The sequence below is a fragment of the Micromonospora sp. WMMD967 genome (assembly GCF_029626165.1).
Taxonomy (GTDB): domain Bacteria; phylum Actinomycetota; class Actinomycetes; order Mycobacteriales; family Micromonosporaceae; genus Micromonospora; species Micromonospora taraxaci.
In genome coordinates this window covers 6,974,537-7,000,717 of sequence record NZ_JARUBK010000001.1, presented here as the reverse complement: position 1 = coordinate 7,000,717, position 26,181 = coordinate 6,974,537, and the positions used below count along the sequence as shown (strand labels likewise).

Genomic DNA, 26,181 nt, shown 5'->3' with positions numbered 1-26,181 from the left:
GAGGCGACGGCATGACCATGCCGACGCAGGGGCCCGGACCGGGCTCCGGCTACCACCCCGACGCGGGTGCCCCGCACACCGCCGACGAGGTGCGCAACAGCTCGTTGGGTGACCTGATGCGTCAGGTCACCACCGACCTGTCGACGCTGATGCGTCAGGAGGTCGAACTGGCCAAGGCGGAGATCCGCCAGGAGGGCAAGAAGGCCGGCAAGGCCGCCGGGCTCTTCGGCGGGGCCGGCTTCGGCGGCTACATGGTGGCGCTCTTCGTGTCCATCGCCGTGTGGCAGTTCCTGGACAACGTCATGGACTCCGGTCTGGCCGCGCTGATCGTGGCCGTGATCTGGGCCGCGGCCGCCGCCGTCCTCTACTCCATGGCCAAGAAGAACGCCCAGCACGTACGCGGGCTCAAGAAGACCAACGACAGCGTGCAGCGGATCCCCGACGCGCTCAAGCCGCACCCGGAGGGAGTCACCCGATGAGCACCGATCCCGATCAGATCCGCCGGGAGATCGAAGCCACCCGTAACAGCCTCAGCTCCGATGTGGACGCGTTGGCGTACAAGGTCAGCCCGAGCCGCATCGTCGACGACCGCAAGCAGCGGGCCCGTTCCGCTCTGCAGAATGTGAGGGACAAGGTCATGGGAACCGCGTCTGACCTCGGCCACGGCACCGGCCACGCCGCCCACTCCGTGGGTGACCGTGCCTCGTCGGCGGCCTCCAGCGTCAGTGACGCCGCGCAGTCGGCGGCTGCCACGGTCAGCGACGCCGCCCACAGCGCGCCGCGGGTGATCCGGCAGAAGTCCCAGGGCAACCCTCTCGCCGCCGGTCTGATCGCGTTCGGTGTCGGCTGGCTGGCCTCGTCGCTGATCCCGGCCTCCCGCCGTGAGCAGCAGGCCGCGACCCAGCTCAAGGAGCGGGTCAGCGAGCACAGCGGCGCGGTGACGGAGAAGCTGAGCGCGGTGGCGAGCGAGCTGAAGGAAGAGCTGCGCGAGCCGGCCCAGCAGGCCGCCGAGTCGGTGAAGTCCACCGCTCAGGACGCGGTGCACGCGGTCAAGGACGACACGACGTCCGCCGCGCACGACGTCAAGGACCAGGCCCAGCAGGCCCGGCACCAGGTCAGCCCCTGAAGCGGCCGATCACCGTTGCGACAGCTCGCGGCCACTCCGGTGACCGCGAGCTGTCGTGCTGTCCGGGGCTCGGACGCCGCCCCTGGTGGGCGCGCAGGGCACGGGTCCGGTGGGCGGCCCGGCGGATCCGGCCGTCGCCGTACCGGACGCCGCCGAGCAGTAACCGTTGGGCGACGGCGAGCCAACCGCACATCCCGCGTTCCAGCAGCCAGACCGGCGCCGCCAGCGCCGTCGTCGGAGGGAAGACCGCGGTGCCGCCCGCGCGGCGGCGACCCACCTCGGCGAGAGCGACGGTGCCGGCCGCCGCGCCGAGCACCAGCGCGGGTCGCCGGGCCGCGACCGCCGCGGCCAGTGCCGGCAGGACCGCGAGCGCGGCCAGCAGACGCGCCGGCTGGGCCAGGTCGTCGTACGCCTGACGGACCCGTTGGCGTCGGAAGTGCGCCGCGTCCGGAGGCAACCGGCGTACGTACAGCCAGGCCGGCGTCGCCTCGGTGCGGTCGTACGCGCGCATCGTGCGGATCAGTTCCAGGTTCTCGAAGAGCACGTCCGGGTCGTACCCGCCGACGGCGAGGAACGCGCTGCGCCGCACGGCGAGGGTCCCCGGGTAGTCCGCGCCGAAGGCCCGGTTGAGCAGCGTCCGGCCGGTGTCCCACCAGGCGTGCCAGGGCAGCGGGTCGAAGTAGTTCTGCGGGCGGACCAGGTCGACCTCGTCGAGCAGGAGTTGTACGGCGGTCAGCCCGGCCTCGTCGTACCGGACGTCGTCGTCGGCGATCACCACGTGTTCGTGCTCCGCCGCGCGGACGCCGGTGCGGACGCCGAGCACCTTCCCGTTGAGCCCGGAGCCTGTGCTGTCGGGTGGGAGGTGTCGGACCAGCCCCGCCCAGGCGTCGGCGTGCCGGGCGAAGAGGTCCGGTGCCGAGCCGTCGACCACGAGCACGTCGACGCGGTCGGCCAGCCAGCGCAGGTAGTCGGTCAACTCGGCCAGGCCGCTGTCGGAGTGCCAGCGCAGCGGCAGCACGTACGTCATCGGCAGGCGGACCGGCGGAGCCGGCCCTCGCCGTACCTCTGCACGCCGTGGTTGATCGCGCACGGGCGTCGTCCGATCAGTCGGTGCGGCGGATGTTGGTGATGGTCAGGCCGAGGGGCGGCAGCGCCGGTATCCGGCGCAGGTCCAGGGTCAGGTCCTGGACCGGTACGTCGTAGCGCATGGTGGTGGTCAGGTTGGCGACCGCCCGTTTCATCAGGTCGATGGTGATCCACTCACCGGCGCACCGGTGTCCGGCCCAGTGGTCGCCGCCGCCCTGCGGGATCAGCGCGAACGGGTCCACGCGTCGTCCGGCGAACCGTTCCGGACGGAACAACTCCGGTTCCGGCCAGAGCGCCGGGTGGTGGTTGGTGCCGTACAGGTCGAGCAGCACCCGACGGCCGGCGGGGAAGTGGTGGCCCTGCCATTCGAAGGAGCGTCGGACCCGGGCCGCCGCCATGGGGAAGAACGGGTAGTAGCGGCGTACCTCCTGGACGAACTGCTCGGTGGCCCCGTCGTCGTCGCGGACCCGGTCCGACCAGCCGGGATGGTCGTGCAGGGCGAGTGCGGCGAAGGTCATGTACTGGTCGACGGCGACCACCGGGCGCAGCAGGTTCAGGAGCTCCACCGCCGCGATCCGGCGGGGGAGCAGGTTGCCCCGCCCGTCCCGGTGTTCGGCGATCACTGCCAGGGCGCTGCCGGCCGGCGCCGGAGCGAGACCGGTCCGGGTCCGTTCGACCAGGGCGGCGAGTCGGCGTTCGGCGCGCCGACGGGCGAGCCGTCCCCGCCAGTGCCGGGGCCCGGCCAGCGCCGGTGCCTCGATCATGGCGTGCAGCTCGACGGCGCGGTCCGCGACCTGCGAGGCGGGCAGTGGCGCCCCGACCCAGGCGTACACCACCCGGGTGAGCAGTCGGCCCAGTTCGTCGTAGAGCGACACCGGCCCGGCGGCCTCCCAGGCGGGGATCCGGGCCCGCCACTCGTCGTCGAAGAGCTGGCCGAGCTGCCGGATGGCGGCCGGCGTCATGATCGACATGAACATGGCCTTACGGTCGGCGTGTTCCGTTCCGTCGAGTCCCTGCACACCACCCCGACCGGTGAGGGTCCGCTGCACCCGCAGTGGCATGGCGGTGGCGCGTTGGAAGCGTTCGGTGTCGTAGAACAACTCGGTCGCCGGCCGGCCGCGGAGGCAGATGGTCGGGGCGAGCAGGATCCGGGTCCGGAACAGGTCGCTGTCGTAGCGCTCACAGCGTTCGCCGATGAAGCGGTAGCCGGCACGGAGCAGCGCGAGGGTGCTGTCCGGGCTGCGGTCGGCCGGCATGCTCGCCATCGGGTCTCCTCACGCGGGGTCCGGCCGGCTGTCTACCCCGGTCGCCGCAGCTGAATCCCCGTGCGGACGGCACACCGGCTGGCCCCTCCCAGGGGCAGCGGAACCTGGTTTGCTGCTGGTGGGGCAACCACGGGAGGGCGGATGCGCGACAACACATCACCGCACTGGCGGCAGCGACGGGCGCTCGGCGCGCTGGGCGGGAGCCGTGACGGGCGGTCACTGATCGGGCCGCCCCGGCGGCCCACCCGGCCGCGCCGGTTCTTCACCGTGCACCTGGGCTTTACCGCGCCCGACGCGGCCGAGGCCCGCGAGCTGGCGGTGGCGTACGCGGAGGCGCTGAGCCTGCTCCGCGCGGAGGTCGCCCTCGGTGCGGCGGCGCTGTCACCGGCGGACGCCTGGCAGCGGGCCGAGCGGCTGTTCTGCGGTGCGGTCGGCCCGGACGGCGAGCGCTGCGTCGACGTCGCCGACCATCCTGGTTTCCACCACGCCCCCGGGCCGGGCGGCCTCGGCTGGGGCGACGGCGACGGCCCCGGCCGGGCCGATGGTTGACCACCGGCCCCGGCCGGTCGTGCCGGCGGGGGAGCGGTCCGTGCCGGCGCCCCGACGGCGGGCACCGGCACGGCACACCGGCCGGGGCGTTCAGTCCAGGTCGAACTCGCCGTCCTGGGCGCCGGCCACGAACGCGTCCCACTCGGCCTGGGTGAAGACCAGCACCGGTCCCTCCGGCTCGGCCGAGTTGCGCATCCCGATCAGATCGTCGACGAAGGCGACCTCCACGGCGCTGTCGGAGGTGTCCCCCTCGGCCCGCTGCCAGACCGCCCGCGAGAGGTCGAAGTCGCCCTTGGGGTGCTGCGCCATGGTTCTTTCCTCCAGTGCCGAGGGTCGTGTGGTGACCGGGTGCCGATCCCCATCGGGCAGGATAAGCGGATGCCGAGCCTGACCCGTGTAGAGGCGACCGCGCGTGGCGCGGCGATTACTGTCGAGTCCTACCAGGTGGACCTCGACCTGACCGGCGGCCCGGAGCTGTTCCGGTCCCGCGTGGAGATCCGGTTCCGGGCGACCCCCGGCACCGCGACCTTCGCCGAGGTCAAGCCCACCACCCTGCTGGGTGTACGCCTCAACGACCGCGACCTGGACCCCGGCCTGCTCGCCGGCAACCGGCTGCCGCTCGACGACCTCGACGCGGAGAACACGCTCGTCGTCGAGGCGGAGATGGCGTATTCCAACGCGGGCGAGGGGATGCACCGCTTCGTCGACCCGGCCGACGGCGAGACCTACCTCTACGCGATGTCGTTCCTCGACAACGCGCAGCGCATCTTCGCCGCCTTCGACCAACCCGACCTCAAGGCCCCGTTCACCCTCTCGGTGACCGCGCCGACGCAGTGGACGGTCTCCGGCAACGCCGAGGTGGTCGCCAACCCCGCTCCCGGTCGCTGGGAGTTCGCCCCGAGCGCGCCCCTGGCGACGTACTTCTTCTCGCTCATCGCGGGGCCGTGGCACGTCCGGCGGGCCGAGCACGACGGTGTGCCACTGGGCATCTACTGCCGCCGGTCGCAGGCCGCGCACCTGGACGCCGACGCCGACGAGATCTTCACCGTGACCCGGCAGTGCCTGGACCGGTTCCACGAGCTCTTCACCGAGCGCTACCCGTTCGGCAAGTACGACCAGGCGTTCGTGCCCGAGTTCAACGCCGGCGCGATGGAAAACCCGGGCATCGTCACCTTCCGCGACGACTACATCTTCCGCTCCGCGGTCACCGACACCCAGCGCGAGCAGCGGGCCAGCACCATCGCCCACGAGATGGCCCACATGTGGTTCGGTGACCTGGTCACCATGCGCTGGTGGGACGACCTGTGGTTGAACGAGTCCTTCGCGGAGTACCTGGGCACCCGGGTCACCGCCGAGGCGACCCGTTTCGACCAGGCATGGACCACCTTCGCGATGCGCCGCAAGGCGTGGGGTTACGCCGCCGACCAGCGCCCCTCCACCCACCCGATCGCCCCGGAGGAGGTCGCCGACGCCGACGAGGGCCTGCTCAACTTCGACGGCATCTCGTACGCCAAGGGGGCCAGCGTGCTGCGGCAACTGGTCGCGTGGCTCGGCGACGAGGCGTTCCTGGCCGGCCTCAACGCGCACTTCGCCGCGCACCGCTTCGGCAACGCCACCCTCGACGACCTGCTGGCCAGCCTCACCAGCGCCAGCGGGCGGGACCTCTCCGGCTGGGCCGAGCTGTGGTTGCGTCGGCCGCAGGTCAACACGTTGCGCGCCGAGGTCGCCGTGGACGCCGAGGGCCGTTACACCGAGGTGGCGGTGGTGCAGACGGCGCCCGAGTCGCACCCGGTGCGGCGTCCGCACCGCATCGGCGTGGGCCGCTACTCGGCGGACGGCAGCGTCCTCCGTGACGAGGTGGACATCGACCCGGCCGTCGACGGTGATCGGACCGTGCTGGGTCAGCTGGAGGGCCTGCCGGCGGCCCGGCTGCTGCTGCTCAACGACGGTGATCTCACCTTCGCCAAGGTACGTCTCGACCCGGCGTCGGCGGCGGCCGTTCCGCTGGTGCTGCCCGGTCTGACCGACCCGCTGGCCAGGGCTGTGCTGTGGGGCGAGGCACTGGACGCGGCTACCGACGGGGAGCGGCCGGTAGCCGGCCTGGTCGACCTGATGGTCGCCGCGCTGCCCGCCGAGACCGAGGTGATCATCGCCGAGGACGTGCTGACCCTCAGCCGGTCGCTCGTCGACCGCTACCTCGACCCGCTGACCCGGTCGGCGGCGCTGGCCCGGGTCGCCGAGGCGTGCCAGCGCCTGCTCGACGGCGCACCGGCCGGAGAGTCGTTGCAGCTCGCCGCCGCACGGGGCTGGATCGCCGCGACCACCGACGACGACCTGCTCGTCGGCTGGCTCGCCGGGCGGGATGTGCCGGCCGGCCTGAAGGTCGACGCGGAGCTGCGCTGGGCGGTGCTGCGCCGGCTGGTGGTGCTGGGCGCCGCCGGCGAGGCGGAGATCGCCATCGAGGCAGCGGCCGACGTCAGCGCCACGGGCGCGGAACGGGCCGCCCACTGCCGGGCAGCCCTGCCCGACCCGGCGGCGAAGCAGGCCGCCTGGGAGATCCTCGTGCGGGACACCGACCTGTCCAACCGGCTGTTGGAAGCGACAGCCGAGGGGTTCTGGCAACCCGAACAGGCCGAGCTGACCGCCGCGTACGTCGACAGGTACTTCGCGGAGATGCCGGCCGCCGCGAGTCGGCGTACCCCCTGGACGGCCGACCGGGTGGCGGCCCTGGCGTTCCCCCGCTACGCCGTGGCGCAGCCGACCCGGGAGGCGGCCGCGGCGTTGCTGGCCCGCGACGACCTGACCCCCGGCCTGCGCCGGGTGGTGACCGACGCCGACGACGACCTGCGCCGCGCGCTCGTCGCCCGGACGGCGGTGGCGGCCGCGTCGGCATGAGAGCCGTCGGGCGTGGGGTGGCCGCCGAGCCACCCCACGCCCACCGCCCTGGCCGGAACTGCCCCGGGCCGCAACAGCACGCTCACGTGGTCGGCCTACGATCACGGGGTGGAGGAAGATATCCGGCGGATCGGGATCATGGGTGGCACCTTCGACCCGATCCACCACGGGCACCTCGTCGCTGCCAGCGAGGTGGCCGACCGGTTCGGCCTGGACGAGGTGGTCTTCGTTCCGACCGGGCAGCCGTGGCAGAAGGCCGACGAACCGGTGAGCCCGGCCGAGGACCGCTACCTGATGACGGTCATCGCGACCGCCTCCAACCCCCGCTTTCAGGTCAGCCGGGTCGACATCGACCGCAGTGGGCCGACGTACACGGTCGACACCCTGCGCGACCTCCAGGCCGAGTACGGCCCCAAGGTGCAGCTGTTCTTCATCACCGGAGCGGACGCCCTGCAACGCATCCTGTCCTGGAAGGACCTGGACGAGATCTTCGAGCTGGCCCACTTCGTCGGTGTGACCCGGCCCGGGTTCGCGTTGACCGACAAGCACCTTCCGGCGGACACCGTCAGTCTGATCCAGGTGCCGGCGATGTCCATCTCGTCGACGGACTGCCGCGCCCGGGTCGCCCGGGGCGAACCTGTGTGGTACCTGGTCCCCGACGGTGTGGTGCAGTACATCGCCAAGCGGAGCCTCTATCAGCGCTGAACCCGCCCGGAATGACCCTGTTACTGCCTGAAACCGACCAGAACTGCCCGGTCGGTCCGCCGACGGGTGTGAGACGCTTGGAGGATCGCACGCCTGATCGAAGGAGAACGGTGACAGTTTCCGAACGCGCTCACGAGCTGGCTATCGCGGCCGCCCAGGCCGCCGCCGACAAGAAGGCGCAGGACATCACGATCATCGACGTCGGCGACCAGCTCGCCATCACCGACGCGTTCGTGCTCGCCGCCGCCCCCAACGAGCGTCAGGTGCTGGCCATCGTCGACGCCATCGAGGAAAGCCTGCTGGAGCTTCCGGACAAGGCGAAGCCGGTACGGCGCGAGGGTGAGCGCGGTGGCCGTTGGGTGCTGCTCGACTACGTCGACATCGTGGTGCACGTCCAGCACACCGAGGAGCGCGAGTTCTACGCCCTCGACCGGCTCTGGAAGGACTGCCCCACCATCCCGTTCGTCGACCGCGACCTGGTCGAGGCCGACGCCAGCGGGTCCGCCGCAGCCGAATGACCAAGCTGATCGTCTGGCGGCACGGCAACACCGACTGGAACGCCGCCAACCGGGTCCAGGGGCAGACCGACGTACCCCTCAACGAGCTGGGTCGCGACCAGGCCCGCGCCGCCGCGCCGTTGCTCGCCGCGCTGCGGCCCGACGCCATCGTGTCCAGTGACCTGGGCCGCGCCGCGGAGACCGCCGCCGCGCTGGTCGCGCTGACCGGCCTGCCGGTCCGCACCGACGCACGGCTGCGCGAGCGGCACTTCGGCCAGTGGCAGGGCCTGCACCTCACCGAGGTCGCCGAGCGCTTCCCCGATGAGTACGCCCGCTGGCAGGCCGGCGACCCCGCTCCCGGGGTCGACGTGGAACCGTTGCCCGACCTCGGGGACCGGGTCGCCGCCGCGCTGCTGGAGGCCGCCCACGCGGCACCGGGCGGCACCGTGGTGATCGCCACCCACGGCGGGGCCTCCCGGCAGGGCGTCGGTCACCTGCTCGGCTGGGACGCGACAGTGCTGCGTGCCGTCGGTTCGCTCGCCAACTGCCACTGGACCGAGCTGCGCCACGACGACGTCCGCGGTTGGCAGTTGCGGGCGCACAACGTCGGCCTGATCACCGCCCCGGTCGCCGTCGACGCGGTCTGAGCACCACCCTCGCCCCGGCCGGGCGTCATCGCGCTTCGTCGTTCGGCGTCCCGATCGGCTAGCGTGCCGGGCATGCCCGTCGCGGTCGTCATCGACTCCACCGCCTACCTGCCGCCCGAGCTGGTGCACGCGCACCGGCTGACCGTCGTGCCGTTGACAGTCGTCCTCAACGGTGCGGAGGGGTTGGAGGGGGTGGAGACCCAGCCGGCCGACGCCACACTGGCGTTGAGCGCCCGCCGGGTCACCGCGACCACCTCCCGGCCGGCACCGGAACAGTTCGCCCGGACGTACCGCCGACTGCTGGACGACGGCGCCGACGGGATCGTCTCGGTGCACATCTCCGCCGCGCTGTCCGGCACCGTCGAGGCCGCCCGCCTGGCCGCCGCCGACCTCGACGGCCGCGTCGAGGTCGTGGACAGTTGCTCGACCGGCATGGGTCTCGGCTTCCCGGCCATCGCGGCCGCCACCGCCGCCGAGGCCGGCGTCGACCTCGCCGGTGTACGCGACGCCGCGCTCGCCGCCGTCGCCCGTACCACCGTCTGGTTCTACGTCGACACGCTCGAGTTCCTCCGCCGAGGCGGCCGGATCAACGCCGCCGAGGCGCTGCTCGGGACCGCCCTCTCCGTCAAGCCGATCATGCACATGCCGGACGGGGCGATCGTGCTGCGGGAGAAGGTCCGCACCGCCAGCCGCGGCGTGGCCCGGCTCGTCGACCTGGCCGTCGAGGCGGCCGGGGACGACGACGTCGACCTCGGGGTGCACCACCTGGCCGCGCCGCAGCGAGCCGAGGCGTTGCTCGTCGCCCTGACCGGGCGGTTCGGTGACCGGCTGCACGACACGTACGTCTCCGAGGCCGGCGCGGTCGTCGCCGCCCACGCCGGCCCGGGTCTGGCCTGTGTGGTCGTCCACCGTCGTCCGGCCGGCTGACCGACCCGCCCCGCCGTGTTAGCCTCCGTGCGCGCCCCAGATGGGCCTACCCCCCGGAGGTTCTGGCTACCGGAATGCGGGCCAGTCCTCCGCCCTTCAGGCCGGGGTGAAGGCCCGCGTTGGGGGGCCGCCAAGGCCCGAGCAGTGCATTAACCGGGACGGTTCTGCTGCTCGATGTACTGCTTCACGACGGACAGCGACGCCCCGCCGACCGAGCCTGCGAAGTACGAGCCCGACCAGAGCTTGTTGGCCCGGTAGTAGTGCCGCACGAGATCGGGGAACTCCTGCCCAGCCGTCGCGAGGACACGCCCTTGAGGCTGTTGACCAGCCGGGCCACGGCCATTTTGGGCGGGTAGTTCACGAGAAGGTGGACGTGGTTGTTCTCGCCGTTGAACTCGACCAGATCCGCCTCGAAGTCGGCGCACACGTCCTGCATGATCTATTCCATGCGGGACAGGTGCCGGTCGGCGAACACCTTGTGCCGGAACTTCGTCACGAAAACCAAGTGGGCGTGCATCACGAAAACGCAGTGCCTACCAGTACGGATGCCTTCAAGCTGTGCCATAGACCAACTTGGTACGGTGCTTTCCGTGCAGCTGCGTTACCAGTTCCGCGTTGATCCGACGCCTGGCCAGCAGATCGAGTTGGCCAGGGCGTTTGGGTGCGCGAGGGTGGTGTTCAACGATGGGCTGCGCCTGCGGCAGGAGGCCCGCGAGCAGGGCTTGCCGTACGTGTCGGACGCCGAACTGTCGCGCCGCCTGATTACGGAGGCAAAAGCGACGCCGGAACGGGCTTGGCTTTCCGAGGTGTCGGCCGTGGTGTTGCAGCAGGCCCTGGGGGACCTGAATAACGCGTACCGCAACTTCTTCGCCTCGATCTCGGGCAAGCGCAAGGGCCGCAAGACGGCCCCGCCCCGGTACCGGTCCCGCAAGGACAATCGACAGGCCATCCGGTTCACCAAGAACAGTCGATTCAAGGTCCTGGACAACGGCCGGTTGCGCCTGCCGAAGATCGGGGACCTCGCGGTCCGCTGGTCCCGCACGCTGCCCTCGGACCCGTCGTCCGTGGCGATCATCCGGGATGCGGCCGGGCGGTACTTTGCCTCGTTCGTCGTGCAGGCGGGCGAGGGCGAGACGCTGCCGCCGGTCGAGTCCGAGGTCGGTATCGACCTGGGCCTGACCCACTTCGCCGTCATGTCGGACGGCACGAAGGTCGCCGCGCCGACGTTCCTGCGCCGCGCGGCCCGCAAGCTCAAGCGGCTGCAACAGGACCTCTCGCGCAAGCAGCGCGGGAGTCAGAACCGCAAGAAGGCCGCCGTGAAGGTCGCACGGGCGCACGCCCGGGTGGCCGACACCCGGCGCGACTGGCAGCACAAGCTGTCCACGACGGTGGTCCGCGAGAACCAAGCGATCTATGTCGAGGACCTGTGCGTGACCGGTCTCGGCCGGACCCGGCTCGCCAAGAGCGTGCACGACGCGGGGTGGTCCAGCTTCACCGCCATGCTGGAGTACAAGGCCGCCCGGTACGGCAGGGTGTTCGGCCGGGTGGACCGGTTCTTCCCGTCCACCCGCATGTGCTCGGCATGTGGGCGGATCAACGAGAAGATGGCGCTCAACGTCCGAGCATGGGAATGCCCCTGCGGAGCAGTCCACGATCGTGACCACAACGCCGCCATCAACATCAAGGCCGCCGGACAGGCGGACTTCAACGCCCGTGGAGCACACGTAAGACCGGGACTCGTCCCGGCGGCGCGCAGAGAAGCGGGAACCCACCTGGACGCCGCGTATTCCACACGCAGCGTGGAGGGAATCTCCGTCCTTCAGGACGGAGAGGATGTCAATTCAGCCACCACGCCGAGACTGACGCCGTACGCGCGGCTCTCGTGCGGGATCCGGGGCGTCGGTGCCCTCGGGGTCGTGTCATCGGGGTGGCTGGGTGAACGCTGTGGGCTTCCGGTCGGGTCTACGGATCGACCGGGAAGAAGACGGTACGGATGACAGTCACGTTCAACCACACCATCGTCGTCAGCAAGGACCGGAACGCCTCGGCCTCGTTCTACCGGGCGCTGTTCGAGTTGCCGGAAGCGCCGTCGTGGGGACCGTTCGTCAACGTCCAGCTAGACGAGGGCGTGCTGCTCCAGTTCGCCGAGCCGCCGGTGGACGTCCAGCTACAGCACTACGCGTTCCTCGTCGACGACGAGTTGTCTACTTCATGGACCCGTCGGGCCACATGATCGAGATCATCACCCGGCCGCACCTGTAGCCGCCGAATCGACCGGCGCCAGCTCCGGCGGTTCGTCCGCCGAAGCCTGCGCGACGACTCGGCGGCCGAGCGCGGGTGACCGTCGGGCCGGCCTCGGCGCCGACGCTCGTGGAGGAGCACCCGACGACGGCCTGGCCCGTGCGGCCATAGCAGATCGGGGCATGATCAGGGCGTTGTCCACAGTGGCGTCGCCTGTCCACAGGGCGATGCCGAGGCGTCCCGCTGCGGCGTCCGCCGCCATAGCGTCGCCCTGTGTCGCACGACGAGGAGACAGAGGTACGCCAGCGCCTGCGGCGGCTGACGGAGACGGTCGCCGCACCGGTGCCACCCCGGCCAGAGAGGACGCCCGTGGGCGTACCCGTGGGTGGCGTGCTGCCGTCCCGGGTCGCCGCGCCACTCGCGGAGCCGGCGCCCGGCGGCCTCGCGAGCGAGCCCGAGTCGCGACTGGCCGGTCCGGGGGCGTTCGATCCAGGGCGACGCGGGGTACGGGCGTTGGCTGTCGTCGCCGTGGTGGTGGTGTTGGGTGCGGCCGGCTGGGCCTGGCGGTCCCGGCCCCAGTCGGAGGCGGTCGCGCCGCTGGTCGGCGAGACCCCGTCGGCCGCCTCGACGAGTGACCCCAGCGGGCCCGGCTCCGGCGAGCTGGTGGTGGCGGTCGCGGGCAAGGTCCGCAAGCCCGGTCTGGTACGGCTGCCGGCCGGCTCCCGGCTCGCCGATGCGGTCCAGGCGGCAGGTGGTCCACTGCCCGGTGTCGACCTGGCGCTGCTCAACCCCGCCCGCAAGGTCACCGACGGGGAGCTGATCGTGGTCGGGGTGACGCCTCCGCCGGCACCGGCCGGCCCGGCGGGAGGTGGGGCCGCGACGGCCACCGGCCCGCTGAACCTCAACACGGCCACCCTGGCCCAACTCGACGCGCTGCCCGGGGTCGGGCCGGTGCTCGCCCAGCGGATCCTCAGCCACCGGGACCAGCACGGCGGGTTCAAGGCCGTCGGCGACCTGCGGCAGGTCGACGGGATCGGCGACGCACGGTACGAGCAGCTCAAGGATCTGGTGACGGTGTGACGAAGCCCGCCGCCGCTGGCCTGCGGCTGACCACCGTGGCCGCTGGCGCGCCGCAAGCGCCGCCGGCCGACCAGGCCCCCGCCCAACCGCCGGATCTGCGACTGGCTGGGCTCGCCGTGGCGGCCTGGCTCACCGCGCTCGCTGGCCTGCACCTGGGCGGCTTGGCCGTCCTGCTGGGCGCCGGCGGGGCGGCCGGTGTGACAGCGGCCGGTGCTCTGCATCTGCTCGGCCGCCTCGGCCGTCCCGGGGCCGTGGCGCGGCGCTACGGGTGGATCGCCGTGGCGGTCGGCCTCGGCGTGGTCGCCGGTGGTGCGGCCACCGGAGCGCGCCTGGCCGTTCGCGACGCACCGGCTATCCGTGCCCTGGCCGAGCAGCGTGCTCTGGTCACAGTCGATCTGGTGGTGCGGGACGATCCGCGTCCGATCCGGAGCGCCGGCCGACCGGGCATGCTCCTGGTGTCGACGGAGTCGGTCCGGCTCACCGGCCCGGATGGCCGCCGGATTCACGCGTCGGCGCGGCTGCTCGTCCTGGCGACCGACCCGACCTGGCGGGGCCTGCTGCCCGGGCAGCGCCTCAGCGCCGACGGCCGGCTCGGCGTTCCGCGTGGTGGCGACCTCACCGCGGCCGTGCTCAGCGTCGACGGCCCGCCGCAGCGGCATGGTGTGTCGTCCTGGGCGCAGCGTGCCGCCGGTTCGCTGCGAGCCGGCCTGCAACGGGCCTGCACCCCGCTGCCCGACGATCCGGGTGGGCTGCTGCCCGGGCTGGTGGTGGGGGACACCAGCCGGCTGCCGCCCGACGTCGAGGCGGACTTCCAGGCAACCGGAATGACGCATCTCAATGCGGTGTCGGGGAGCAATGTCGCGATTGTCGTAGGCGCCGTGTTGCTGCTGGCCCGATGGTCACGGGCCGGGCCATGGCTCGCCGTCGGGCTCTGCGGGGTCGCGCTGGTGGGCTTCGTCATCCTGGTCCGTCCGTCGCCCAGTGTCGTACGGGCGGCGACGATGGGAGCGATCGGGCTCGCCGCGCTGGCCGCCGGTCGGCCCCGAGCCGCGTTGCCCGCGCTTGCCGCCGCCGTCACCGTGCTGGTGCTGGTCGACCCCGAGTTGGCCGGTGATCCCGGGTTCGCGCTCTCCGTGCTGGCCACCGGCGGTCTGTTGCTGCTCGCGCCGCGCTGGCGGGACGGGTTGCGTCGCCGGGGCGTACCGGCGGGGCTGGCGGAGGCGCTGGCAGTGCCGGCGGCCGCACAACTGGCCTGCGGCCCGGTCGTCGCCGGCATCTCCGGCACGGTCAGCCTGGTGGCGGTTCCGGCCAACCTGCTGGCGGTGCCGGCCATCGCGCCGGCGACAGTGCTGGGCGTGTTGGCGGCCATGGTGTCGCCGGTCTGGCCGGGTGGCGCCGAGTTCCTCGCCTGGCTGGCGAGCTGGCCGGCCTGGTGGTTGGTGGTCGTCGCCCGGCAGGGCGCCCGGCTGCCGGGCGGCACCGTGCCGTGGTTGGGCGGGCTGCCCGGCGCTCTGCTGTTGACCGCGCTGACCGTCGCGCTGCTGGTCGCGGTGCGCCGACCACTCGTACGGCGGCTGGTGGCGGTCGTCGGGGTGGCCACGGTGCTGGGTGCGCTTCCGGTACGGCTGGTCTTCGCCGGCTGGCCGCCGCCGGGTTGGGTGGTGGTGGTCTGCGCCGTGGGCCAGGGCGACGCCGTGGTGCTGCCGGTCGCACCCGGCCGGGCCGTGGTGGTGGACGCCGGGCCGGAGCCGGGTGCTGTGGACGGCTGCCTGAGGCGGCTCGGCGTACGGGAGGTGCCACTGCTGGTGATCAGTCACTTCCACGCCGACCACGTGGGTGGGGTTGCCGGGGTGTTCCGGGGACGGCGGGTCGGGGCCGTGCTGACGCCGTCGTCGACCGACCCGGAGAGCGGCCGGGACCTCGTCCGGGCGGCGGCGGCCGGCGGGCGGGCCGCGTTGCTGACCACCGTGGCCGGCGCCCGACACCCCGTGGGTGGGGTCGAGCTGCTGGTGCTCGGCCCGCCGTACCCGCTGGCCGGCACCAGGTCCGACCCGAACAACAACTCGTTGGTGCTGCGCGCCACGGTGGCCGGGGTGCGGATCCTGCTCGCCGGCGACGCGGAGGCCGAGGAGCAGCACGCGATGGTGGCGAGGGCGACGCCCGGCCAGTTGCGGGCGGACGTGCTGAAAGTCGCCCACCACGGTTCGGCGTACCAGGATCTCGGATTTCTCGACGCGGTGCGGCCCGCCGTCGCGCTCGTGCCGGTCGGCGCCGGCAACACCTACGGGCATCCGAGCCCCGGGCTGCTCAGTCGGTTGGGCAGGGGCGGTGCCCGGGTGCTGCGTACCGACACCGACGGTGACCTGGCAGCGGTTCGGACGAGGAACGGCCTGGCAGTGGCCCACCGAGGGGTGCCACCGGGGCGGTAGACCTGAGACGGGCGAGCCAACCTTGCCTGAATTGCGCACCAAATGGCAATTGAGATAGATGTCGGGATTTGCGTTGTGTGCGGGCTGCGCCGACCGAGCAGCTGATGAGCAGGCACGATCCCACGCCGGGGCGTGCGAATATGGGCGGCGTGACCCCCGCCAGCCTCGCCCCCATTCTGCTCGTCCTCGGTGACGAGGAGCTGCTCGCCACGCGCGCGGTCACCGAAGCTGTCGCCAAGGTTCGCAGCGTCGACCCCGAGGTGGACGTCCGCGAGTACCAGGCCGGAACGCTCACCGTCGGCGAGATCGCCGAGATGCTCAGCCCGTCGCTGTTCGGTGGGCGGCGGCTGCTGATCCTGCGTTCCGGTCAGGACGCGCGCAAGGACCTGGTCGCCGCGCTGCTGGCGTACGCGAAGAATCCCGACCCGGACGTCCAACTGCTGGTGCTGCACCTGGGTGCCGCCAAGGGCAAGGCGTTCGCCGACGGGCTGCGGGCAGCCGGCGCGACCGTCGTGCCGGCCGCCAAGCTCAAGGGACACCGCGACCGGGTGGCCTTCGTCCGGGACGAGATCCGCCGAGCTGGAGGCAGGTGCACCGACGACGCCGCCGAGGCGCTCATCGCGGCCGTCGGCAACGACCTCCGCGAACTGGCCGCCGCCTGCTCCCAGCTGATCGCCGACACCGACGGGCGGATCAGCGCCGAGACCGTCGCCCGCTACTACCGGGGTCGGGTCGAAGTGACCGGCTTCACGGTGGCGGACGCCACCATGGTCGGTGACGTACCGGGGGCATTGGAGGCGCTGCGCTGGGCCCTGCACGTCGGGGTCGATCCGGTACCCATCGCCGATGCCCTGGCCGACGGAGTACGCACTGTGGCCCGGGTGGCGTCTGCCGGGCGGGGCAACCCGTACCAGCTGGCCAGCAGCCTCGGCATGCCCGCGTGGAAGATCGAAAGGGCGCAGCGACAGGGGCGCGGTTGGACCCCGGAGGGCCTGGTCCGGGCCATGCAGGTCGCCGCCGAGTGCAACGCGGCCGTCAAGGGCGGATCAGACGACCGGGCGTACGCCCTGGAACGGGCGGTTTTCTCCGTCGCGGCGGCCCGGCAGGGCAGCACCAGGTGACGGGGGCGAACCGCCCGGCGTGGGCCACCGTCGGAGTGGACGAGGAGCGGTACCGGCCGCTCTACGCCCGGATCCTCGGCCTGCGATTCGTCAACCCCGGCGGCGTGCTGTGCTTCCTCTTCTTCGAGGGCACCATCGCCCTGGCGGTGCTGCTCGCCCTCGCCGAACTTGTCACCTGGTGGGCGGTGCTGGTGCTGCCCGTCGTGGTGGCGGCGATGGTCAAGCTCAACGACATGGTGGCCGCGATCGTGGTCCGCTCCGCGGCGCTCGTGCCCGAGCAGGAACGGGACCGGTTCCGCCGCCAGATGGAACCGGCGGTCGGGCGAGCCCAGGTGGAGTGGGTCTCGCACAGTGTCACCGGCGTGGTGATCACTGCGGATTCGGTGCCACCTCCACGCCGCGCCCACCCGTCAGACTGAGCCCCGGCCGCCGGGAAACGACCCGGCAGGCCCAGACTGGCCGGGCCCGACTGCTGCTCGATGGGCCGCCTCCGGGTGAGCAACCCGAAGCGGGCCACCAGCCGGTTCCGGCCCTGGACACACGGAAGCCCCGGGCCTGGGCCCGGGGCTTTCCGAATCAGTCTGACGGTGAAGTCGTCAGGCGGAGAGCGCCACCACGCGCTTCGCGATCGCGGACTTGCGGTTCGCGGCCTGGTTGGAGTGGATCACGCCCTTGCTGACGGCCTTGTCCAGCTTGCGCGAGGCGTCCAGCATGAGCGCGGTCGCCTTCTCGACGTCACCGGCCTCGGCAGCCTCGTGGAACTTCCGGACGGCGGTCTTCAGCGACGACTTGACCGACTTGTTGCGCAGCCGGGCCTTTTCGTTCTGCCGGTTGCGCTTGATCTGGGACTTGATGTTCGCCACGCGACAGCCTCGTCTTGATAGCTCGGGTTGGTCAGCTTGTGCGCTGGATGACGAACATGCGTCACCGCCGCGCGAAGAGCCAGGTTACCAGGTCGCCCGGGACGAGCCAAAACGGCTCGGCCCGAACGGGGCTCCGTCCTGGGTGGGGAGCCTATCCGACCGCTCGGCCGTGCTGTCCCCGGTGATCAAGAGGTTTGCGTCACCAGACGGCCTTCTTCTGACGCAAACCTCTTGATCACCGCGTTGGTGTGCGGGGGGCTGGGGTTGCGGGCGGGGGGGCTGGGGTTGTGGGCGGGGCGCTGTCAGCGCCAGCCCTGACGGCGGGCCAACCAGTCGAGCGACTGTTCGCCGCTCCACCGTTGGTGGGCGGGCAGGTGTGGCGAAGCCGTCGGCGGTGCCGCCGCCGCTCCGGTGAGGTAGTAGCCGGCCAACGCCGCCAGGGTCGCGTCCAACGCGTCGGGCGGTGCGCCGGCGGTCGCCGGGTGGGTGGCGAAGAGCCGGTCGGCGTCGAGCCCACTGGCGTACGCGGTGAGGAGCAGACCGGCCAGGTCGAACCAGGCCGGCCCGGAACACACCCAGGTCCAGTCGCAGAACCAGGCTCGGCCGTCCGCGCCGATCAGCACGTTGTCTACCCGTAGGTCCCCGTGGATCAGACCGGTCGCCTCGGCGGCGTACCGGGGGAGGAGGGACTCCAACGCGACCAGGTCGGGCAACCGGTCCAGGGTCGACGAGGGCAGCGGGGGCGGGGGTTCCCGACCGGCGGCGACCTCCTCCCACCAGAGGATGTCCGAGCGGGCCAGGTCGGCCAGGTGTGGCAGGCCGAGGGCGGTCAGCTCGGCCGACGGCTCGGCCAGGGCGGCGGCGACCTCCGCGTACCCGGCGAGGGTGGCGTCCAGCTCGGCGGGCACCCAGGGCAGGCGTGGGGTGTGGCCGTCGACGGCGTCGGTGCAGAGCACGAACCAGCCGGCCTCGTAGAGCGTCCACCGGGGGCGGGGCGCCGGAAGGTCGGGCGGCAGCCGGTCCAGGATCGCTGCTTCCCGGGCGTACCACTCGACCAAGTGCTGTTGCTCGGCGGCGGGTGCTGCCTTCACGAAGGCCCGGCCACCGGCGGCGGTGTGGAGCACCGCGGCGAAGCCGCGGGTGAAGCCCGCACCCGCGACCCGGGCGGTGACCATCGGCGCGCCCAGCCGGTCGGCGACCGCGGCCCGCAGCGTCGCCGGCAACGTCGACCACGACGGCCGCTGGGCGCTCGCGTGGTACGGCACCGGCGGCAACGAGGGAGAGGACACCGCACCATGCTGCCCCGGGGTGCGTGCGCGACGCGCGGCGACACTGCCAGACTGCCAAGCCATGAGGACCGAGGACTTCTGGCAGCTGATCGACGAGGCTCGGGCCGGCGGCGGGGGAGAGCCCGGGCCGGTCGCCGCGCGGGCCGTCACCCTGCTCGCCGAGCGGGACCCGGAGGACATCGTCGGGTACGCCCGGCACCAGACGCGGGTGCTGGCCGCCTCGCACAAGGCGGACCTGTGGGGTGCGGCGTACCTGATCAACGGTGGTGCCTCGGCCGACGGCTTCGAGCACTTCCGGGGCTGGCTGATGACGCAGGGGCGGGCGGTCTTCGCCCGCGCGGTCGCCGAACCGGACTCGCTGGCCGAACTGCCGCAGGTGCGGGCAGCCTCGCTCAGCGGCGAGGAGTTCTCCGCCGAGCGGATGCTGTCGGTGCCCTGGGACGCGTACCGCAAGGCCACCGCCACCGATCTACCCGCGGACCGGGACCCGGTGCGGACGCCGGACCTGAACGACTTCTGGGACTTCGACGACGAGGAGGAGGCGCGTCGGCGGTTGCCCCGGTTGGCCGCGCTCTTCGTCGAACCGCCGCTGGAGTGAGGCGTCCGCGGACCGATGCATCGCCCGCGCAGTGGGCGTACCCCGGCGGCGTGGGAACATAGAGGGGGTCGGCGGCGCGCCGGCCTGTTCACGTCAGCCGACCAGAACGGACCGCTGTGCCACCGAAGCTCGATCCCGGCGCGAACGCCCCTGGTTCCACCGACCCCGGTCGCATCCGGAACTTCGGCATCATCGCCCACATCGACCACGGGAAGTCGACCCTGGCCGACCGGATGCTGCAGCTCACCGGCGTGGTCGACCCCCGGCAGATGCGCGCGCAGTATCTGGACCGGATGGACATCGAGCGCGAGCGCGGCATCACCATCAAGAGCCAGGCCGTCCGCATGCCCTGGACCATCCGTGAGGGTGAGCGGGCCGGCGACCACGCGGTGCTCAACATGATCGACACCCCGGGGCACGTCGACTTCACCTACGAGGTGTCCCGGTCGCTCGCCGCCTGCGAGGGCGCCGTGCTGCTGGTCGACGCCGCGCAGGGCATCGAGGCGCAGACCCTGGCGAACCTCTACCTGGCGCTCGAGAACGACCTGCGCATCATCCCGGTGCTCAACAAGATCGACCTGCCGGCCGCCCAGCCGGAGAAGTACGCCGAGGAGTTGGCCCACCTCATCGGCGGTGACCCCGCCGACTGCATCCGGGTCTCCGGCAAGACCGGCGAGGGCGTCCCGCACCTGCTCGACGAGATCGTCCGGCAGTTCGTTCCGCCGGTCGGTGACGCCGAGGCGCCCGCCCGGGCCATGATCTTCGATTCGGTGTACGACGTGTACCGCGGCGTCGTCACGTACGTCCGGGTCATCGACGGTCGGATCAGCGCCCGCGACCGCATCAAGATGATGTCCACCGGCGCCGTGCACGAGCTGCTGGAGATCGGCGTCATCTCGCCCGAGATGGTCAAGGCCGAGGCGCTCGGCGTCGGCGAGGTCGGCTACCTGATCACCGGTGTGAAGGACGTCCGGCAGTCCCGGGTCGGTGACACCGTCACCATCAACAGCCGGCCGGCGGCCGAGCCGCTCGGTGGCTACAAGGACCCGAAGCCGATGGTCTACTCCGGCCTCTACCCGATCGACGGGTCCGACTACCCGAACCTTCGCGAGGCCCTGGACAAGCTCAAGCTCAACGACGCCGCCCTGGACTACGAGCCGGAGACCTCCGGCGCGCTTGGTTTCGGCTTCCGCTGCGGCTTCCTCGGCCTGCTCCACCTGGAGATCATCCGGGAGCGGTTGGAGCGCGAGTACAACCTCGACCTGATCTCCACGGCCCCGAACGTCGTCTACCGGGCGATCACCGACGACGGCGCGGAGATCGTCGTGACCAACCCGAGCGAGTACCCCACCGGCAAGATCGCCGAGGTGTACGAGCCGGTGGTCCGGGCCACCGTGCTGACCCCGAACGACTACGTGGGTGCGGTGATGGAGCTCTGCCAGGGCCGGCGCGGCACCCTGCTGGGCATGGACTACCTCTCCGCCGACCGGGTGGAGCTGCGCTACACGCTGCCCCTCGCGGAGATCATCTACGACTTCTTCGACCAGTTGAAGAGCCGTACCAAGGGCTACGCGTCGCTCGACTACGAGCCCTCCGGCGAGCAGGCGTCCGACCTGGTGAAGGTGGACATCCTGCTGCACGGCGAGCCGGTGGACGCGTTCAGCGCCATCGTGCACAAGGACAAGGCGTACAACTACGGCGTCACCATCGCCGCCAAGCTCCGTACCCTGATCCCGCGCCAGCAGTTCGAGGTGCCGATCCAGGCGGCCATCGGCAGCCGGGTCATCGCCCGGGAGACCATCCGTGCCATCCGCAAGGACGTGCTCGCCAAGTGCTACGGCGGTGACATCAGCCGTAAGCGCAAGCTGCTGGAGAAGCAGAAGGAAGGCAAGAAGCGGATGAAGATGGTCGGTCGGGTCGAGGTGCCGCAGGAGGCCTTCATCGCCGCCCTGTCCTCCGACTCCGGCGACAACAAGGCCCCCAAGAAGTAACCCCACCTGGGGCTGCCCGCCGCTGCTTGCGGTGATCAAGAGGTTTGCGTCATCCGAGCCCCGGATTTTGACGCAAACCTCTTGATCATCGGCGTGCGGGCGTGGCTGGGTGTGTGGGCAGGATTTTTTTGGGGCTCTGCGTCCGGTAGTCGCCCCGGGCAACATGATGCCTGACCTGTGTGGACGCGCTCCCAACCCAATCGACGCAACCTCTCGGCATCGATGCTGGCAACTTGTTTGTGACTGAGTCGGTTTGGATTTTCGTTGGCTCGGGCATCTAACCGTCACGACAGGAAGCACACAGATCGTGTGTCAGACATTCTTTGAGGGAGGGTGGCCGTGGAGCTCACCGTGTGGGGCATCATCACTGCGATCGTTGTTGGTCTCATCGTCGGCGCGCTCGGCCGCCTGGTGGTTCCGGGTCGGCAGGACATGCCGATCTGGCTGCACCTGTTGATCGGTATTGGTGCGGCGCTGCTGGGTACGGTGCTGGCGCGGGCGATGGGTATCGCGACGGAGACCGCTGGTGTGGACTGGACTGAGCTGCTGGTTCAGGTGGTCGTCGCGGCGGTCGCTGTCGCGTTGGTGGCCGGTGTCGGTGGGCGTCGCCGCGTCACCCGATAACACCAGCACTGATGTAACAACGCTCGCGAAGGGCGCCCAGCCGACAGGCCGGGCGCCCTTCGCGTTTCTCCTCCTGAGTGTGGTGGCGCTCGGGCCCGGTTCGTCGGCCCGATCCGCCGACAGCAGCCGTGATCGGCTCGGGTTCCGTGAAGTCGGGCTGTCCCGGTGCCGCGGATACCCCCGTTTCAGCGACCTCGTGTCGATCATGCGAGGCCGACGTGGTGGTCGACTCCGTATCGCCGATCTGGCGGTATCCGGCTGACCGGATGCCGCAATATCGCCGAGCTGGAGTCGATCAAGCGCGCGCAGGTGCGCGGCCCAGCGCTGCCCAGCCCGGTCCTGCCGGCCGAGCGGCCCGAGCGGTGCCCCGCCGGCCGAGCGCTGCCCCGCCGGCCTGGTCGGCGGGGCAGTGGGGTCGTGACCGTCCAGCCTGCTTGGTGGAACGTGTCCTGGTCGGCCACCTCGTGATCGTTTGGTGGGCGAAGTCGGTTTGGATTTTCGGCGGGTCGGGAACTTAGGGGTCACGACAGAAAGCACACACATCGTGTGTCAGACATTCTTTGAGGGAGGGTGGCCGTGGAGCTCACCGTGTGGGGCATCATCACTGCGATCGTTGTTGGTCTCATCGTCGGCGCGCTCGGCCGCCTGGTGGTTCCGGGTCGGCAGAACATGCCGATCTGGCTGCACCTGTTGATCGGTGTGGGTGCGGCGCTGCTGGGTACGGTGCTGGCGCGGGCGATCGGTATTGCGACTGAGACCGCTGGTGTGGACTGGGGCGAGCTGCTGGTTCAGGTGGTCGTCGCGGCGGTCGCGGTCGCGTTGGTGGCCGGTGTCGGTGGGCGTCGCCGCGTCACCCGATAACGACAGTGCATCACCTGGCAGGACAGCACTGACAAGACAGCACCAATCGAAAGAGCGCCCGGCCTCGGCCGGGCGCTCTTTCGTGCGGATGTGCCCGACTTCGACCCGGTGCCGCAGGGGCATTGGTCGGGCCGCTGCGGTACGGTCGCCTCGCTTCGGCCAGTCCCGCCCACTGTCGTAAAGGAATTCTCCGTACTAGGGTGCGGCGGAGAAGGTTAGTTCCAGGCGGCGCGAGGGGAGAAGTGGCGTGAACAGGTGGAAGCGGCTGGCCCCGGTCACCGCCATGGTGGCCTCGGCCGCGATGGTGCTGACCGGCTGTGGGGGCTCCGGCGAGGACGCTGCCGACGACAGCAAGCTCACGGTCTGGATGATGGGTGAGGGTGGCGAGGCGCAGAACACCTTCCTCGACTCCGTCGAGACGGAGTTCCGCCAGAAGCACCCCGACACCGACGTGGTGGTGCAGTACATCCCCTGGCTGGAGGCGCCCAAGAAGTTCCAGGCGGCGCTCGCCGGCGGTGAGGGCCCGGACATCACCGAGCTGGGCAACACCGAGACCCAGGGCTGGGCGGCCCAGGAGGCGCTCGCGGACGTGAGTGGCCGGATGGGTGGCTGGGCCGACGGCAAGGACCTGCTGCCCGACCTGGTCCGCAACGCGCAGCTCGACGGCAAGCAGTACGGCGTTCCCTGGTACGCCGGGGTGCGCGCGATCTACTACCGCACCGACTGGTTCGCCGAGGCCGGCGTGCAGCCCCCGAAGACCTGGGACGACCTGGTCACCGTGGCCAAGACCGTGCAGGCGAAGAAGAAGGGCACCTACGGCATCGCCCTTCCCGGCAACTCCGAGCTGCCCTTCTACTCCTTCCTCTGGGGTGCCGGCGGCGAGATCGCCAACAACCAGGGCGGCACCTGGAAGTCCGGTTACACCACGCCGGAGGCGCAGAAGGCCGTCAAGTACTGGACCGACCTGGTCACCGTGCACAAGGTGGCCCCGCCCGCGGCGGCCGGCTGGAACGAGATCGACGCGCGGACCCAGTTCGCCACCGGCAAGGCGGCGATGGCCTTCGCCGGAAGCTGGCAGCAGGGCGCCATCAAGAAGGACAACCCCGAGATCGAGAAGGTCTGGGGTACGTTCCCGATCCCCGGCCCGGACGGCAAGGCGGCACCCGGCTTCGCCGGTGGCTCGGACGTGGCGATCTGGAAGGACAGCGAGCGGCAGGACCTGGCCTGGGACTACCTGACCGTGCTGCTGAACAAGAAGAACGCGCAGAGCTTCGCGAGCAGCCTCGGGTTCTTCCCGGTCTTCCAGGATCTGGTCGCGGGTGACACCTACGCCAACGACAAGGTCATGGCGGCGTTCGCCACCACCATGCAGAACACCAAGCTCACGCCGCTCACCCCGAAGTGGGTGGAGGTCAGCCGGACCAAGACGGTGACCCAGGCGATGAACAGCTCGGTCATGAAGGGTCAGAAGACGGTCGAGAAGGCCACCGCCGATGCGGCCGCCGAGATGGAAAGCATTTTGAACAGCAAGTGAGCTCACAGACAAAGAGCCCGGAGACGGCCGCCGCGCGGGAAGCCCCCGTGCGGCGGCGTCGCCGGGTGGACCGCCTGCCCTACCTGCTGCTCCTGCCCGCGCTGGTGATCATCGGGGTGTTGCTGCTCTGGCCGCTCGGCCAGGTGGTGGTGATGTCCTTCTACCGGCTGAACAACGTCCGGCAGTTGCGCGGCGACCGCGAGTGGCCCTGGGTGGGGCTGGGCAACTACGCCGACATCCTCTCCGACCCGTTCTTCCTGACCGTGTTGCGCAACACGGTCCTGTTCGCCGCTGCGAACGTGCTGCTCACCATGGTCCTCGGCACCCTGGTCGGCCTCCTGCTCAACCGGCTCGGGCGCAAGATGGCGACCTTCGTGGCCAGTTGCGTGATGCTCGCCTGGGCCACCCCGGCACTGACCGGCACCATCGTCTGGAAGTGGATTTTCGACGACACGAGCGGCCTTGCCACGTGGCTGTTCAACGCCCTGCCCGACGGGCTCTCGAACGCTCTGTTCGGGAGGAGCGACTGGACCGGCTACGGCTGGTTCAACTCGCCGCTGCTCTTCTTCGCCATCCTCACCCTGGTGGTGGTCTGGCACTCGTTCCCGTTCATCGCGGTGAGCGTGCTGGCCGGTCTCAAGAGCGTGCCGAGCGAGCTGCACGAAGCGGCCCGGGTGGACGGGGCGAGCCCGTGGCGGGTCTTCTGGAAGATCACCTTCCCCTTGCTGCGCCCGGTCTTCGGGATCCTGATCATTCTCTCCACGATCTGGGACTTCAAGGTCTTCACCCAGCAGTTCGTGCTGGCCGGCGGCACCCAGGACCGGCCGACGTTCATGCTCGCCATCTACTCGTACGCCGAAGCCTTCTCTCCGCCGCCGAAGTACGGACTCGGCGCGGCCATCGCGGTGATCCTCACGCTGATCCTGCTCGTGGTCACCGGCTTCTACGTTCGGATGGTGCTCAGGCAGGAGGACGAGTCGTGAAGAAGGTCGCCCTCAACGCAGCGGGCCTGTTGGTCGCGCTCTTCGCGGCGTTCCCGGTCTACTGGATGATTTCCACGTCGCTGAAGCCCAGCAACGAGATCTTCTCGGCCACTCCGCAGCCGGTGCCGACCCACCCGACGCTGGCGCACTACCGGGAGATCCTGACCGGCAACCTGATCCCCGGCGTGAGCTTCCTCGACTTCTTCCTCAACAGCGCGCTGGTCGCCGTCTCCACAGTGGTGCTCAGCGGCCTGGTCGCCCTGCTGGCCGCGACAGCGGTGGCCCGGTTCCGCTTCAAGCTGCGGACCAGCTTCCTGATCATGCTGTTGGTGGTGCAGATGATCCCGCTGGAGGCACTGGTCATCCCGCTGTTCCTGATGATCCAGCGGCTGGGGCTCTACAACACCCTGCCCAGCCTGATCCTCACGTACCTCGGGTTCTCGCTGCCCTTCGCGGTCTGGATGCTGCGCGGATTCGTCGCCGCGGTGCCCAAGGAGTTGGAGGAGGCGGCGGCCATCGACGGGGCGAGTCGGGCCCAGACCTTCCGGCGGGTCCTCTTTCCGCTGGTCGCGCCCGGCCTGGTAGCCACCAGCATCTTCTCCTTCATCACCGCGTGGAACGAGCTGATCTTCGCGTTGACGTTCATCAACGACCAGGGGAGCTACACGCTGCCGGTGGCGATGACCTTCTTCTTCGGCCGCGACGACACCAACTGGGGGCCGGTGATGGCCGCGTCCACCCTGTTCACCCTGCCGGTGATCATTTTCTTCCTGCTGGTGCAGCGCCGGATGGTCTCCGGCCTGGTGGCCGGCGCCGTGAAGGGCTGACCTCGGCGTCGTCAAGGGCTGACTGCCGCGCCACGAGGGCGGG

At 71.0% G+C, this 26,181-nt stretch carries 26 protein-coding genes and 1 pseudogene; 21 read left to right on the top strand and 6 right to left on the bottom strand.

Features of this window, described 5'->3' with window-relative positions:
• Nucleotides 1-11: 11 nt before the first annotated feature.
• Both O7631_RS31545 and O7631_RS31540 read left to right on the top strand, forming a co-directional pair.
• Nucleotides 12-479, top strand: coding sequence for a phage holin family protein (locus tag O7631_RS31545; RefSeq protein ID WP_278147570.1), 468 nt, complete (start codon nt 12-14; stop codon nt 477-479).
• Nucleotides 476-1,126, top strand: coding sequence for a DUF3618 domain-containing protein (locus tag O7631_RS31540; protein ID WP_278147569.1), 651 nt, complete (start codon nt 476-478; stop codon nt 1,124-1,126). The genes O7631_RS31545 and O7631_RS31540 overlap by 4 nt, the downstream gene beginning before the upstream one ends.
• Here the strand turns inward: O7631_RS31540 and O7631_RS31535 are convergent.
• Together O7631_RS31535 and O7631_RS31530 are read right to left on the bottom strand one after the other, a co-directional pair.
• Nucleotides 1,116-2,153, bottom strand: coding sequence for a glycosyltransferase family 2 protein (locus O7631_RS31535; RefSeq protein WP_278147568.1), 1,038 nt, complete (start codon nt 2,151-2,153; stop codon nt 1,116-1,118). The genes O7631_RS31540 and O7631_RS31535 overlap by 11 nt on opposite strands.
• Nucleotides 2,154-2,229: 76 nt before the next feature.
• On the bottom strand, nt 2,230-3,477 hold the full coding sequence (locus tag O7631_RS31530; RefSeq protein ID WP_278147567.1) for a cytochrome P450: 1,248 nt from the start codon (nt 3,475-3,477) through the stop codon (nt 2,230-2,232).
• 141 nt (nt 3,478-3,618) lie between these two features.
• On the opposite strand from O7631_RS31530, the gene O7631_RS31525 reads away from it, so the two are divergent.
• Entirely contained in the window at nt 3,619-4,026 is a 408-nt protein-coding gene (locus O7631_RS31525; RefSeq protein ID WP_278147566.1) for a hypothetical protein, read from the top strand.
• A gap of 90 nt (nt 4,027-4,116) precedes the next feature.
• Here O7631_RS31525 and O7631_RS31520 read toward each other — a convergent pair whose 3' ends face one another.
• On the bottom strand, nt 4,117-4,335 hold the full coding sequence (locus O7631_RS31520) for a DUF397 domain-containing protein (protein ID WP_030491749.1): 219 nt from the start codon (nt 4,333-4,335) through the stop codon (nt 4,117-4,119).
• A 69-nt stretch (nt 4,336-4,404) separates the two neighbouring features.
• On the opposite strand from O7631_RS31520, the gene pepN reads away from it, so the two are divergent.
• From pepN to O7631_RS31495, 5 genes are all read left to right on the top strand, one after another.
• Entirely contained in the window at nt 4,405-6,921 is a 2,517-nt protein-coding gene (gene pepN / locus O7631_RS31515) for an aminopeptidase N (RefSeq protein WP_278147565.1), read from the top strand.
• A gap of 108 nt (nt 6,922-7,029) precedes the next feature.
• On the top strand, nt 7,030-7,626 hold the full coding sequence (gene nadD / locus O7631_RS31510; protein WP_269682755.1) for a nicotinate-nucleotide adenylyltransferase: 597 nt from the start codon (nt 7,030-7,032) through the stop codon (nt 7,624-7,626).
• 110 nt (nt 7,627-7,736) lie between these two features.
• Entirely contained in the window at nt 7,737-8,144 is a 408-nt protein-coding gene (gene rsfS, locus O7631_RS31505; protein WP_269682756.1) for a ribosome silencing factor, read from the top strand.
• On the top strand, nt 8,141-8,770 hold the full coding sequence (locus tag O7631_RS31500; RefSeq protein ID WP_278147564.1) for a histidine phosphatase family protein: 630 nt from the start codon (nt 8,141-8,143) through the stop codon (nt 8,768-8,770). Before rsfS ends, O7631_RS31500 begins: the two co-directional genes overlap by 4 nt.
• Before the next feature lie 72 nt (nt 8,771-8,842).
• Nucleotides 8,843-9,697 carry a DegV family protein gene (locus O7631_RS31495; RefSeq protein ID WP_278147563.1) on the top strand — a complete coding sequence of 285 codons (855 nt, stop codon included), beginning with the start codon at nt 8,843-8,845 and terminating at the stop codon, nt 9,695-9,697.
• Nucleotides 9,698-9,846: 149 nt separating this feature from the next.
• On the opposite strand, the pseudogene tnpA reads toward O7631_RS31495, so the two are convergent.
• Nucleotides 9,847-10,262: pseudogene (tnpA, locus tag O7631_RS31490) on the bottom strand (IS200/IS605 family transposase).
• Nucleotides 10,263-10,287: 25 nt separating this feature from the next.
• On the opposite strand from tnpA, the gene O7631_RS31485 reads away from it, so the two are divergent.
• The 6 genes from O7631_RS31485 to O7631_RS31460 all read left to right on the top strand — a co-directional run bounded on the left by O7631_RS31485 (nt 10,288) and on the right by O7631_RS31460 (nt 16,987).
• Nucleotides 10,288-11,694, top strand: coding sequence for a transposase (locus O7631_RS31485; RefSeq protein ID WP_278147562.1), 1,407 nt, complete (start codon nt 10,288-10,290; stop codon nt 11,692-11,694).
• Nucleotides 11,691-11,930: a hypothetical protein gene (locus O7631_RS31480; RefSeq protein WP_278147561.1), complete on the top strand. Its 240-nt coding sequence runs from the start codon at nt 11,691-11,693 to the stop codon at nt 11,928-11,930. The genes O7631_RS31485 and O7631_RS31480 overlap by 4 nt, the downstream gene beginning before the upstream one ends.
• A 281-nt stretch (nt 11,931-12,211) precedes the next feature.
• Nucleotides 12,212-13,018 carry a ComEA family DNA-binding protein gene (locus O7631_RS31475; protein ID WP_278147560.1) on the top strand — a complete coding sequence of 269 codons (807 nt, stop codon included), beginning with the start codon at nt 12,212-12,214 and terminating at the stop codon, nt 13,016-13,018.
• 35 nt (nt 13,019-13,053) lie between these two features.
• Nucleotides 13,054-15,447, top strand: a complete 2,394-nt coding sequence (locus O7631_RS31470) for a ComEC/Rec2 family competence protein (RefSeq protein ID WP_278148079.1) — start codon at nt 13,054-13,056, stop codon at nt 15,445-15,447.
• 140 nt (nt 15,448-15,587) lie between these two features.
• Nucleotides 15,588-16,568, top strand: a complete 981-nt coding sequence (holA, locus tag O7631_RS31465; RefSeq protein WP_278148078.1) for a DNA polymerase III subunit delta — start codon at nt 15,588-15,590, stop codon at nt 16,566-16,568.
• Nucleotides 16,565-16,987 (top strand): hypothetical protein, encoded by a 423-nt coding sequence (locus O7631_RS31460; protein WP_278147559.1) that lies wholly within the window; start codon nt 16,565-16,567, stop codon nt 16,985-16,987. The genes holA and O7631_RS31460 overlap by 4 nt, the downstream gene beginning before the upstream one ends.
• A gap of 177 nt (nt 16,988-17,164) precedes the next feature.
• Here the strand turns inward: O7631_RS31460 and rpsT are convergent, their stop codons facing one another.
• Both rpsT and O7631_RS31450 read right to left on the bottom strand, forming a co-directional pair.
• Nucleotides 17,165-17,431 carry a 30S ribosomal protein S20 gene (gene rpsT, locus O7631_RS31455; RefSeq protein ID WP_030336508.1) on the bottom strand — a complete coding sequence of 89 codons (267 nt, stop codon included), beginning with the start codon at nt 17,429-17,431 and terminating at the stop codon, nt 17,165-17,167.
• A gap of 302 nt (nt 17,432-17,733) precedes the next feature.
• A complete protein-coding gene (locus O7631_RS31450; RefSeq protein WP_278147558.1) occupies nt 17,734-18,720 on the bottom strand; it encodes an aminoglycoside phosphotransferase family protein in 987 nt (328 codons plus the stop codon).
• Nucleotides 18,721-18,781: 61 nt separating this feature from the next.
• Here O7631_RS31450 and O7631_RS31445 point away from each other — a divergent pair, with 61 nt between their 5' ends.
• The 7 genes from O7631_RS31445 (at nt 18,782) to O7631_RS31415 (ending at nt 26,138) form a co-directional block, all read left to right on the top strand.
• On the top strand, nt 18,782-19,318 hold the full coding sequence (locus O7631_RS31445; RefSeq protein WP_278147557.1) for a DUF4240 domain-containing protein: 537 nt from the start codon (nt 18,782-18,784) through the stop codon (nt 19,316-19,318).
• Nucleotides 19,319-19,434: 116 nt separating this feature from the next.
• Nucleotides 19,435-21,309, top strand: coding sequence for a translation elongation factor 4 (lepA, locus tag O7631_RS31440; RefSeq protein ID WP_278147556.1), 1,875 nt, complete (start codon nt 19,435-19,437; stop codon nt 21,307-21,309).
• A 339-nt stretch (nt 21,310-21,648) separates the two neighbouring features.
• The gene (locus tag O7631_RS31435; protein WP_278147555.1) at nt 21,649-21,933 is read left to right on the top strand and encodes a GlsB/YeaQ/YmgE family stress response membrane protein; all 285 of its coding nucleotides are present in this window, start codon (nt 21,649-21,651) and stop codon (nt 21,931-21,933) included.
• A 576-nt stretch (nt 21,934-22,509) separates the two neighbouring features.
• Nucleotides 22,510-22,794, top strand: a complete 285-nt coding sequence (locus O7631_RS31430) for a GlsB/YeaQ/YmgE family stress response membrane protein (protein WP_278147554.1) — start codon at nt 22,510-22,512, stop codon at nt 22,792-22,794.
• Nucleotides 22,795-23,041: 247 nt separating this feature from the next.
• Nucleotides 23,042-24,328 (top strand): sugar ABC transporter substrate-binding protein, encoded by a 1,287-nt coding sequence (locus tag O7631_RS31425; protein WP_278147553.1) that lies wholly within the window; start codon nt 23,042-23,044, stop codon nt 24,326-24,328.
• The gene (locus O7631_RS31420; RefSeq protein WP_278147552.1) at nt 24,325-25,311 is read left to right on the top strand and encodes a sugar ABC transporter permease; all 987 of its coding nucleotides are present in this window, start codon (nt 24,325-24,327) and stop codon (nt 25,309-25,311) included. Before O7631_RS31425 ends, O7631_RS31420 begins: the two co-directional genes overlap by 4 nt.
• Nucleotides 25,308-26,138: a carbohydrate ABC transporter permease gene (locus O7631_RS31415; protein ID WP_269682769.1), complete on the top strand. Its 831-nt coding sequence runs from the start codon at nt 25,308-25,310 to the stop codon at nt 26,136-26,138. Before O7631_RS31420 ends, O7631_RS31415 begins: the two co-directional genes overlap by 4 nt.
• Nucleotides 26,139-26,181: the final 43 nt, after the last annotated feature.

Coding starts and splice junctions, on each gene's coding strand:
- O7631_RS31480 (WP_278147561.1), top strand. CDS start 11,691: ATGACAGTCACGTTCAACCACACCATCGTCGTCAGCAAGGACCGGAAC.
- O7631_RS31445 (WP_278147557.1), top strand. CDS start 18,782: ATGAGGACCGAGGACTTCTGGCAGCTGATCGACGAGGCTCGGGCCGGC.
- O7631_RS31530 (WP_278147567.1), bottom strand. CDS start 3,477: ATGGCGAGCATGCCGGCCGACCGCAGCCCGGACAGCACCCTCGCGCTG.
- O7631_RS31535 (WP_278147568.1), bottom strand. CDS start 2,153: ATGACGTACGTGCTGCCGCTGCGCTGGCACTCCGACAGCGGCCTGGCC.
- O7631_RS31545 (WP_278147570.1), top strand. CDS start 12: ATGACCATGCCGACGCAGGGGCCCGGACCGGGCTCCGGCTACCACCCC.
- pepN (WP_278147565.1), top strand. CDS start 4,405: ATGCCGAGCCTGACCCGTGTAGAGGCGACCGCGCGTGGCGCGGCGATT.
- O7631_RS31495 (WP_278147563.1), top strand. CDS start 8,843: ATGCCCGTCGCGGTCGTCATCGACTCCACCGCCTACCTGCCGCCCGAG.
- O7631_RS31525 (WP_278147566.1), top strand. CDS start 3,619: ATGCGCGACAACACATCACCGCACTGGCGGCAGCGACGGGCGCTCGGC.
- holA (WP_278148078.1), top strand. CDS start 15,588: ATGGGCGGCGTGACCCCCGCCAGCCTCGCCCCCATTCTGCTCGTCCTC.
- O7631_RS31520 (WP_030491749.1), bottom strand. CDS start 4,335: ATGGCGCAGCACCCCAAGGGCGACTTCGACCTCTCGCGGGCGGTCTGG.
- O7631_RS31500 (WP_278147564.1), top strand. CDS start 8,141: ATGACCAAGCTGATCGTCTGGCGGCACGGCAACACCGACTGGAACGCC.
- O7631_RS31540 (WP_278147569.1), top strand. CDS start 476: ATGAGCACCGATCCCGATCAGATCCGCCGGGAGATCGAAGCCACCCGT.